The organism is Caballeronia arationis (assembly GCF_001544975.2).
In the GTDB taxonomy this organism is placed as follows: domain Bacteria; phylum Pseudomonadota; class Gammaproteobacteria; order Burkholderiales; family Burkholderiaceae; genus Caballeronia; species Caballeronia arationis.
The window spans coordinates 1-8,832 of sequence record NZ_FCOG02000189.1; the positions used below are offsets into that span (position 1 = coordinate 1).

Annotated in this window: 6 protein-coding genes; 3 read left to right on the forward strand and 3 right to left on the reverse strand. The window is 65.1% G+C overall.

What is annotated here, in order from left to right; genetic code table 11:
* Window positions 1-144: 144 nt before the first annotated feature.
* Entirely contained in the window at window positions 145-1,341 is a 1,197-nt protein-coding gene (locus tag AWB81_RS38245) for a glycosyltransferase (protein ID WP_062643295.1), read from the reverse strand.
* Window positions 1,342-1,471: 130 nt separating this feature from the next.
* The gene (locus AWB81_RS38250) at window positions 1,472-2,941 is read right to left on the reverse strand and encodes a hypothetical protein (RefSeq protein ID WP_087135482.1); all 1,470 of its coding nucleotides are present in this window, start codon (window positions 2,939-2,941) and stop codon (window positions 1,472-1,474) included.
* Between the two features lie 510 nt (window positions 2,942-3,451).
* Between AWB81_RS38250 and AWB81_RS38255 the strand changes: the two genes are divergently transcribed.
* Window positions 3,452-4,615 (forward strand): acyltransferase family protein, encoded by a 1,164-nt coding sequence (locus tag AWB81_RS38255; RefSeq protein WP_062643297.1) that lies wholly within the window; start codon window positions 3,452-3,454, stop codon window positions 4,613-4,615.
* A 75-nt stretch (window positions 4,616-4,690) separates the two neighbouring features.
* Here the strand turns inward: AWB81_RS38255 and AWB81_RS38260 are convergent, their stop codons facing one another.
* Window positions 4,691-5,905: a glycosyltransferase gene (locus tag AWB81_RS38260; protein ID WP_062643300.1), complete on the reverse strand. Its 1,215-nt coding sequence runs from the start codon at window positions 5,903-5,905 to the stop codon at window positions 4,691-4,693.
* A gap of 407 nt (window positions 5,906-6,312) precedes the next feature.
* Here AWB81_RS38260 and AWB81_RS38265 point away from each other — a divergent pair, with 407 nt between their 5' ends.
* Both AWB81_RS38265 and AWB81_RS38270 read left to right on the forward strand, forming a co-directional pair.
* Complete coding sequence (locus AWB81_RS38265) at window positions 6,313-7,560, forward strand: oligosaccharide flippase family protein (protein ID WP_062643302.1); 1,248 nt, start codon at window positions 6,313-6,315, stop codon at window positions 7,558-7,560.
* Entirely contained in the window at window positions 7,560-8,648 is a 1,089-nt protein-coding gene (locus AWB81_RS38270) for a glycosyltransferase family 4 protein (RefSeq protein WP_062643304.1), read from the forward strand. Before AWB81_RS38265 ends, AWB81_RS38270 begins: the two co-directional genes overlap by 1 nt.
* The last annotated feature ends 184 nt before the right edge of the window (window positions 8,649-8,832 follow it).

Sequence of the window (8,832 nt, forward strand, 5' to 3'; positions counted from 1 at the left end):
TCTTTGCAGCAGCAAAGAAAGTAAGTCCCGCCCCGGACAGGGGCAGAGCTAATGGACCACTAAGAAAACAAGTTCCACGGAGGCACAGGCGCATCAAACGGTGTCTGAAACCAACCCCCCGCACCCCGAGCGCCAGCGAAACCATCACGAGGCGGTTTGCGGACGCTCATTCAACGCCCGATTGCGGTGATGCGCGCCGTGACGCAGAAGACGCACCAGATCATGCGACATCGCATCGACAGTAAAGCGCTTCGTGAACGTGGCGAGCGCCTGCGCGCGCATTTTCGCGGCATCGGCGGCGGGCAGCGTGAGCCAGCGGCGCAGCATGTCGGCTGCACCTTCTACGGTGTCCGTCCCGACGATGCCCGCGCCGTCCGTCTTCACTTCGCGCCAGATGTTGACCTTGTCAGAGATCAGCACCGGCAGCGAGCAGCCGAGCGCCTCTGCCACCGCGATCCCGAAGTTCTCCTGATGCGACGGCAGCACGAACGCGTCGCTTGCATGAAACGCACCCCACTTGAGGTCGCCCGCGAGCATGCCGGTCCAGGTGATGCGCTCCGCGATCCCGAGCTCGCGCGCGAGCGTCTGCAGTTGCGCACCCCATTCGCCGCCATCGGGGCCGGCCATCACGAGATGCGCGTTTGCGTCGAGATCTCGCACGGAGGCGAAAGCCTTGATCAGCAGATCGCAGCCCTTCTTCTCGTGGATGCGGCCGAGAAAGAGGATCAGACGCTTGTCTGCGAGTTGCGGATACGCAGCAAAGAAGTCCGCGCGCAGACGCTCGCCGTCGCCCGGAGGCGGATTCGTGCCGAACGCGACGACTTCCTCGTTCGCGCGATAGAGCCGGAACGATTGCCGCGCGAGCACGCGCTCTTCCTCAGCGGTGAAGAGGACGCGCTCCGCATCGCGCAGCACGCGATATTCGGCCCACGGCCAGTAGAGCGATTTCTTCAGATGCTTGAGCGGATAGGTGCGCTTGAACCACGGGTCCAGCATGCCGTGCGGAAACACGTAGTACGGCACGCCCATGCCGCGCAGTGCCTTCCATGTGCCATAGCTATGGTATTGCCAGAGGCCGTTGACGATCACCGCGTCGAAGCGCGCCGCGTGGTCGCGAAGCCACGGCACGAGGCGCGGGCAAAGCCCGTAGTTGCCCTTCGACGGCCCGAGTGCATGCACCTTTAGCGGAAACGCCGCGAGCCAGGGCGCGTGCGGGTCGTCGAGCGTCACGACTTCGACGTCGTGACCCATCGCCTTCAGGCTGATCCCGCTCTGGCGAACGCCTTCCGTAGGGCCGCCGGCGCGGGGGTCGATGGTGGAAAGCAGATGGAGGATCTTCATGGGCATGTACGGGTTGAACCGGAAGAAGCAGGCACGCCGCGCGGCGCCGTTGCCCGCGCGGATGCGTCGTGGCAGAGGCGTCGGCGGCCTGGCGCGGTGACGGGCGCGCGGGTCCGGGGGGGCATGTCGGTCAGCCGAGCGGCGCGAGCGTGCTCGAGCCGGAAGGCGGCTGGTGTCGTCCGTGTGTCAGGGACGGCGTCTGTGCCGGCTGCGGCGGCAGCATCTCGGGGCCGCCTTCGCCCATGCCCGGCTCGAAAGGACCGTATTCCGGACCGAAATTCGGACGATACGACGGCCGCGCTTGTGCCGGGTTGGCCATCGCGCGCAGGCGCATGGCGTGGGCGATGCGCCCGTAGCTCGCGACGAGCAGGCCGAGCGCGACGCCGAACACGAGCCCCGAGAAGCGGTTGCCGAGCGGATTGCCGCCCACCGAGATCGCGGGCAGCGAGGCGAGCACGAGCAGAGCGCGGCCGAGGACCGGCAGGTACAGGACGTCGGGCGCGCGGCGGCGCCATGCGCGATAAGCCTGCGAGCCGCGCCACAGCGCGAAGATCACTCCGATCGGCAGCGCGAGCCCGAACAGGATGCCGCCCGCGAACAGCTGATACACCCAGAAGTTGTGGCCGGCCGCCCATTCCTTGATCGCGTAGAAATCCTTCGCGCTCATCTGGCCCGCCAGGTCCGGCAGGTAGGCGGGCGAATAGCGATAGTCGTGGCCGTATCCCATGCCGGAGAGAAGCGATACCGTCGACGACGTCGTCTGGTCGTACTGGTCCTTCATTTCGGCGAGACGGGTGATCGTGGTCGGGTCGCGTCCGGATTCCGTTTCCGCCGAGAAGAAGATGCGCTGCGTCCAGTGCTCCGCGACGGTCGGGAATACCGCGGCGGCGGCGAATGCCATGCCGACCAGCAGCACGCCGATCATTGTGGCGCGCGCGCCGGCCTTGAGCAGCAGGCGGGGCGAAGGCGCGGCAAGCCAGGTGGCGAACATGAAGAGCAGCACCGTGCCGACAAGCAGACTGCGCGTGACGCTCAGGAGTTCGATCACGATCGTCACGAGAAAGAGCACGACCGACATCTTCGTGAGACGCTTGGCGACGACGAATTCATGCAGCAACAGTCCCTGCAGGCAGAGGAACGTGACGGAAACGATCCGGAAGCGCACGTTCTCGAGACCGCCGCCCGTCGCCCAGCCGTAGGCGAAGCTAAAGAAGAGCGAGATCACCATCGACCAGAACATCACCTTCTCGATCTGCTCCAGGCGTTCCTGGTTCCACGGATGACATCCGACGAAATAGCCGAGCAGCATCAGGAGAAACGGCAGGATGACGCGCAGATAGTTGCCCACGTCGTTGCCCTGCACGAGCTGCGTAACGACGCTGCCGACAATGGTGACGAGCAGTGCGGCGGTGACGAAGCTGCGCAGGCGCGAGCGGCGCGCGAAGCGCGGCGCGATCAGCATCAGGGCGATGCCGCCGGCGACGGTCGGGACGACGAGCAGGATCTGCAGCACCTTGCTGGATGATTCCGCGCCCTTGAAGTCAAGCGCGAGGGGCAGCAGGAACATCCACATCCAGAAGAGGGCGTATTTGTTGCGCATATGGTTCTCTCTCGGCTCACTAGCTCTTTAAGCTCTTCATGGCGGCTGCGATGCCGCTGCGTACTCAGGATCCCATTGTCGCGCTCCATTTGAACGCAGTCACGGCATCCCGGGTACCCCCGTATTTGTGGGTCGAATATATCAGCGGCACAAAGTGCACGCCGCCGCGGCGGCGCCTAAGAACTAGCCTTCGGCGCGAAACGACTGACGCCCGTGTGCGCCGCACCACGCTTGGCGTCGCGTGTCGCACGGGGGTTCGGGGAAGTGTTGCGGGTCGAACACCCGTGCCGCGCCGATGTCCGCGAACGACAGCATGTTGGCGGATCAAACCGGCATTCTCGGCAGAAGATTCATAGGTCGGAAAGCGGCGAGAAGACGCCAGGTAAAAAACGCTTTCGGCAATCTGTCCGACCAGTCGGGCTCGTCGTCAAAAGGTCCGTCGCAGCGTCACGAGGCGGCATTGCCAGGACCGTCACTAAACAAAGACCTTCGAATAATAGGGGGGAGGCCATGGGCTTGTTCGGCGCGAAACGCACCCAGGCGGGGAAGCCGGCATCGAATTCAGCGCCCGCACGATCGATCGAACTCGATTTCATCCGCGGAATCGCGATCATTGCGGTGATGGGCTACCACTTCCACTCGTATCCGACGGGCAGCGCGTTCATCGCGGCGATCGAAATGCCGCTGAAGAGCTTCGGGCACGAGGGCGTCAACCTGTTCTTCACGCTGAGCGGCTTCCTGGTCGGCGGTCTGTTGCTCAAGCAGTATTCGCAGGACGGACGCATCGATGCGGGACGCTTCATCGTCCGGCGGATGTTCAAGATCTGGCCCGCATACTACGTGCTGATCCTCTTTCATGTGTTTGCAGGGCGCCATCCGACGAGCACCTTCCTCGTCCAGAACCTGACGCACATGCAGAACTACTTCGGGTCATCGATTGCGCAGACCTGGAGTCTTGCCGTCGAGGAGCATTTCTACCTGTTCCTGCCGGTGCTCCTGATCGGCTTTGCGCGGCTCAAGCTCAAGGCCAACGCCATCCTTGGCGTGCTGTTCGCAATCTGCATGCTGGTGCTCGTCGCGCGCAGCGCGGCGGTCGCGAACGGCGACCTGAACGGCACGTTCTTCTACACGCAATACCGCATCGACAGCCTGCTCTTCGGCGTGCTGCTCGCCACGCTCTACTGGCTCAAGCCGGCCGTCTATCACTCGATCGCCGCGCGCAAGAAGGTGCTGATCGCGGCAGTGGTGCTGCTCGTCGCGTGGCTCGTGTTCGGCACGCGCAACGTCGCGCTCGACCAGAGCATCGGCTACACGATCCAGGCCATCGGCTTCACTGCGCTCATCGTGCTGACGCTGGAGTACTCGGGTTCGATCCGCGATTCGTTCATCTATCGCGGCATCGGCTGGATCGGCCTGTATTCGTATGGCATCTACCTGTGGCACTCGCTCGCGCTCGCACCCGGCGACATCCTGATCCGCAAGGCCGCCGCGATGGGCCTGCCCGCGATCCCGTCCTGGGCGTTCATCATGGCGGCGCAGTTCGCGATTGCAATCGGTGTCGGCTACGTGACGACGCGCGCCGTGGAGTTCCCGTTCCTGCGCATCCGCGACGCGCTGTTCCCGGCGAAGCGCAAGGGCGCGATCGAAGTGCCCGCGGCGGGCCACGTTTCCTGAAGCGGTTGCTTCAAAGGCGGGTCATAAAAAAAGCGGCGCATGTGCGCCGCTTTTCCTTTGGAGCTGCCCGATGCGTCAGGCAACCGCCTGCCGCAGCGTCTGCTTGAACTGGCTGAGCGTGTTGCGTTCGAGCAGATGCTGGGCGCCCGGCGTCGCGCGCGGCGCACCGGCGAGCACCGCATCGAGCGCGCGGTTGATCGTCGGCGCCGTGAGGTCGTCGACGACCGGGCCCAGTTCGCCCGTGCGGCAGAACCAGCCGATGAGGCCGTCGGCCGTGGCGACGACCGGCTTGCCGAAGCGATACGCCTGCACCAGCACGCCGCTCATGCCGTAGTGCCCCTTGTAGCCGAGCCACACGACATCGCAGGCCGAAAAGAGATCGAGCTCGGTCTCGCTGGAAATGAAGGTGTCGAGCACGACCGGTTTCGGCACGATCTTCGAGGTCACCGCCGCAAGCGTCGAGCGCACGTCCTCGTCCTGCGCGCCCGCGATCACGAGCGTCGGCGCGTTCGCATCGGCCGGGCGCGCGGCAAGGGCCGCGGCCAGTTCGAAGATGCCCTTGCGGTCGTTGATCGCGCCGTACACGAGCACGTGCTTGCCGCCGCCGAGGCCGAGCCGCGCCTTCGCGAGCTGCGGCTCCGCGGCGCGCGCGTCGGGGAACGGATCGGCGAGATATTCGATGGCAGCGGCCTTCTTCGGCGCCCGAACGTCACGGTGGCCGATGTCGGTCCACCAGTCGGCGAGCGTCGGATCGATCGTGAGGAGCGTCTTCAGCCCCGGCGTGCCGATCGCGCGCATGAACAGGAGCGCTTTCGCCGAATTCACGAGCGGGCGGCGCGGCGCCCTCACGCCGACCTGGTCATGATGGAAGTTCGAGCGCATCGTGATGCCGACCCACGGTGTCGCGCCAAACGGCGAGCCGAGAAACGGCAGCGCGAGAAAGAAGTAGTCGACGTAGGGCACGACGACGAGCGCGACCTGGCGGTCGCGGCTCGCGATGTCGAAGGCGTGGCGGAAGTCCTGATGAAAGCGCGCGTAGCTGATAGAGGAAAGCCGCGACGACAGCCCCCGCCGTTCGGTGCGGGCCGGCGGCGCGACGAGTTCGATCTGCAGTTCGGGCCGGTCCTCGGCGCGGATCTTCCTGGCGAGCGGATGGCTCGCGTTGAGCGGATCCGTGACGATCAGGCATCGATAGCCCGCTTCCATGTAGGCGTTGGCCGCCCATTCGGCGTAGCGCCAGCGGTGGCCGCTGAAGTTCGGCTCGATGATGAGGACGGTGTCGTTTGGCATGCGTCGGTGGTATCGGAAAAGTGAAGAATCGCGGACCGTACTTTTGCGCCATCGGGCGCGGGTGCGGTGCATAAAGGGTGCATGAACGGCATTGAGCCGACGAATCCAACACTAGCATTGCTTTATTGGCAGCACGCGCCAATTTCGCGCGATTTTCGGCGTCAGAAGACAGTGGCAAAGCACACACGATGTGAAATTTCGGGCCGATTTCGACTACGCGTTGGCGTCCATTGGGGACATTGCCACGATACCTTTTGCTTACTTCGTGGAAAAGAACGGGCGCACGGCCGTGGCGCCGAATCACACCACTTTGAAAGCGCGCCTTGCGCCGTCCCGCGAGCCCGTCGGTTCGCTCGATACACAAGGCGGAGCGGTCCGGAACCATCCAGCAGCGCGGGGAATACTTAGTGAGATCAGTCCGGCTTCCATTCTTACCGGCGCGTGCGCGATTCGATCACGATGCGGCGTTTTGGGTACTACTTCAACAGGTAGTGGTACGCGGGTTCGTCGCGGTCAAGTTTCTCGCCATCGGGCGCATCCTGGGCCCGGAGGCGATCGGCGCGGTCAGCATCGCGCTGCTCGCGGTCGCGATCGCGGAGTCGCTCTCCGATACTGGCCTGGCGCAAGCCGTCGTGCAAGGGCGCGACGCGCCCGATTCCGGCGAGCTGAGCGCCGTCTGGGCGACGCTCACCGCGCGCGGCGTGCTGATCGGCATCCTGATCGCCGTGCTCGCGCCTTTCATGAGCAGCCAGTTCCATCTCGGCGGCTCGATCGGGCTCCTGCTGCTCGCGGCGCTCCTGCCGATCCTGCGCGGCATCGCCTCGCCGGCTTATTTCATCGTCACGCGCCAGCGCGGCTTCCAGAAGCTCGCGGGCGTCGAGACCTCGGTGGCGTTCACGGACTGCGCAGTCGGCCTGGTCTGCGCGCTGGCGGGGCTCGGTGCGTATTCGGTGCTGATCGGCCTCGTCGCGGGCGAGGTGCTCAAGACGACGCTCACCTGGACCACGATGTCGCCGCGCCCGCCGCTGCGCCTGAAGTTCTCCGGCATCGGCCATTACGTGAACTTCAGCCGCTGGATCTGGGCGGGCAGCGTCGTGAACCTTCTTCTGAACCAGTTCGACAAGGTGATCGTCGCGAAGCTGCTCGGGCCGCTTCAACTCGGCGCGTACCAGATGTCGTCGAAGCTCGCGCAGATGCTGCTCGCCGACGCCGCCATCGCGATGTCGCAGTATCTCTTCCCGACTTTTTCCGAACATCACCGCCGCGACGTGCAGTCCGCACAGCGCCTGTTCCGCCGCTATCTCGTGCTCGCGGCGATCGGTCTCGCGCTGCTGGTGATCGTGCTGCGCCTCGTCGCGGAGCCGCTCTTCCAGTTCGTGCTCGGATCGGCGTGGCTGCCGGCCGTGCCGCTCTTCAAGATTTTCGTGATCAACATGGCGATCGGCGCGGTGATCGCGGTGCTGGTGTCGTGGCTGCGCGCGGTGGGAATGCCGAAGGTGGCGACGCACGCGTCGATCATCCAGGCAGTCGTGCTGTGCGTGACCGTGCCGGTCGCGACGCACTACTGGGGCGTCACCGGCATCGCCTGGGCGATGACCGTCGGACTTGGATCGGCAGCGGGCTGGATGCTCTTTAGAATCGTCAGGGAGGCGTGATGCGCATACTTCACCTGGTTCTGGCTCCGCGGTTGTCCGGCGCGGAGGTGCTGGCGAAGGATCTTGCGATATATCAGCAGCGCGGCGGCGAGACGGTCGGCGTCACCGCGCTCACGCCGCCCCACGACGACTTCGGCCCGCTCTGCGACGAGCTGACCGAAAACGGCGTGCAGTGTCTCTTCCCGGAGCGGATGTACGGGCGCTTCGGCAAGCTGTGGAACCTGTACCAGACCGTCAAGGGTTATCGCGCCGACGTTCTCTTCGCCCACGCGACGATCCCCGCGTTCTATGCGCGGACGCTGCCGCTCAAGGTGCCGGTGGTCTACGTGATGCATTCCGCGACCAACGACTTCGAGAGCTACCTGTTCCGCCGCGTCGAGCGGATGCTGTCGCGGCGCGCGCGGGCGGTGATCGCGGTGTCGCCGACGAACATCGACGATTACGTCGGCGCCGTAGGCCGCCATCCGTCGATGACGCTGATTCCAAACGGCGTCGACATGGCGCGTTTTGGCCGCAGGCCGCTCGCGGGCATCGAGGACGCCGACGGCGGGCTGCAGATTGTGCAGGTGGGACGCTACACGTCGGTGAAGAACCAGCTTTCGACTGTGCATGCGTTCGAGCGCGTGGTGCAGTCCGTGCCCGAGGCGCGGCTCCTGCTGTGCGGCGTGATTGAGGACCCGGCCTATCACGCGGCCGTGGGCGATCTGGTGTCGAAGCTCGGGCTTTCTTCCCGCGTGACGCTGGACGGGCCGCGCTCGGACGTCGCTGACCTGTTGCAGGAATCGCGTGTCTTCGCGATGCCGTCGCGTTCGGAAGGGCACAGCATCGCGTTTCTGGAGGCACTGGCGTCGGGCGTGCCGGTGGTCGCGAGCACGATCCGCCCGTTCAGCTTTGCCGCCGATTTTCCCGGTGTGCACCTGTGCGATCCCGACGATACGGCCGCTTATGCCAACGCGCTCGTCAAGGCGCTCGGCGACCCGCGCTCGCTGCGCCCGCTCGGCGGCCTCACGCTCGCCGATACGGCGGCGCGCTATCTCGCGGTGGCGCAGGAAGTCACGCGGGGCATGCCGCGGACTGCACCGGTGTGAGGGTGTTTGTTTTTCGCCCGCCGGCCGGACGGTGCGCGCTTGCGCTTCTATGGAACTTGTTTTCTTAGTGGTTTATTAGCTCTGCCCCTGTCCGGGGCGGACTTACTTTCTTTGCTGCTGCAAAGAACGTAAGCAAAGAAAGCAGCTTTTTGAGGCAGCAGTCACAACACGTCAACGCACCAGC

What these genes read in the sequence shown, in the direction of transcription:
- AWB81_RS38245 (WP_062643295.1), bottom strand. Translation starts at nt 1,341, where the DNA reads ATGAAGATCCTCCATCTGCTTTCCACCATCGACCCCCGCGCCGGCGGC.
- AWB81_RS38255 (WP_062643297.1), top strand. Translation starts at nt 3,452, where the DNA reads ATGGGCTTGTTCGGCGCGAAACGCACCCAGGCGGGGAAGCCGGCATCG.
- AWB81_RS38260 (WP_062643300.1), bottom strand. Translation starts at nt 5,905, where the DNA reads ATGCCAAACGACACCGTCCTCATCATCGAGCCGAACTTCAGCGGCCAC.
- AWB81_RS38270 (WP_062643304.1), top strand. Translation starts at nt 7,560, where the DNA reads ATGCGCATACTTCACCTGGTTCTGGCTCCGCGGTTGTCCGGCGCGGAG.
- AWB81_RS38250 (WP_087135482.1), bottom strand. Translation starts at nt 2,941, where the DNA reads ATGCGCAACAAATACGCCCTCTTCTGGATGTGGATGTTCCTGCTGCCC.